Annotated in this window: 1 protein-coding gene; it reads left to right on the top strand. The window is 53.7% G+C overall.

Annotation, left to right across the window (positions count from 1 at the left end):
- Positions 1-283: 283 nt before the first annotated feature.
- Positions 284-913: a DedA family protein gene (locus tag HMPREF2724_RS07200; protein WP_061922604.1), complete on the top strand. Its 630-nt coding sequence runs from the start codon at positions 284-286 to the stop codon at positions 911-913.
- Positions 914-1,066: the final 153 nt, after the last annotated feature.

The raw sequence follows: 1,066 nt of genomic DNA, 5'->3' as shown, positions 1-1,066 counted from the left end.
GGCACAGACGTCTTTTACGAAGCCGCCCAAGCTACGCAGCCATCCAAGAAGTCGAGTCATGGGTAAAACAGTAGTGGGCCAATCTTTGGATGTGGAATCGCGGTGGCTGAATGTATGCTGTGTCGATCGCGACAATTTGCCGTGAAAGGCCATGTCGAGCTGTACTTAGTGGCAAGACAGGGGAGATACTTAGATGCAATCACCTGCGCCTCCTTTTTGGTTGAGGCGCTTTAAGAATGTTTTGGAGTATCGAGTGGACGCAATTTCTAACCTTTTGTCCTACATGGACGCTGCGACCCTATTGGAATCATTTGGGCCATGGGTAATCGCCGGCATTGCCGTCGTTGTATTCATTGAGTCGGGCGTTTTGTTCCCGTTCCTGCCGGGTGACTCGCTGCTGGTTACAGCGGCGATCTTGCGCGACCAGCTGCACGTGAATATCTGGACGCTTCTCGGCGTGGGGATCGTGGCTGCAGTGCTGGGCGATCAAGTTGGTTACTACCTGGGCCATCGCTTCGGCCGCCGCCTATTCAAAGATGATGCACGCATCTTGAAGACTGAGCACCTCGTCGCGGCAGAAGAATTCTTTGCCAAGCATGGCCCGGTTGCGCTTGTGCTCGGCCGCTTCGTACCGATTGTTCGTACCTACATCCCGGTTGCCGCTGGTACAGCGAAGATGCCTTATAAGAACTTCGTGGGGTGGAATATCTCTGGCGCCATCGCGTGGGTGGTGTCGATGAATCTGGTGGGCGTCTTCCTGGGCAATATTCCGGGTATCGCGGACTCGATTGAGAAGATCATGTTGCTCATCATCTTCCTTTCGGTACTGCCTATCATTATCAAGTACTTCATCGAACGCCGTAAAGCGAAAAAGCTTAAGGGTTCTGAGGCTGAGCCGGAGGCTGTAGTCTAGGCGGCTGCCTTGGCAGCGGCCGCGCTTCCGAGGCAAGCGAGAGTTGTGCGCCTTGTTTTAACATTTGGATAATTGCCCTCATCTTAGCTCGAGGCAGGGAGGGCAATAGATGCTACGGAAAAAGTCTCGCGACATCGTTCCTATCGATGTCGC

It is taken from the genome of Corynebacterium sp. HMSC071F07 (assembly GCF_001810285.1).
Taxonomy (GTDB): domain Bacteria; phylum Actinomycetota; class Actinomycetes; order Mycobacteriales; family Mycobacteriaceae; genus Corynebacterium; species Corynebacterium simulans.
This window is presented reverse-complemented; position numbering and strand designations above follow the sequence as displayed.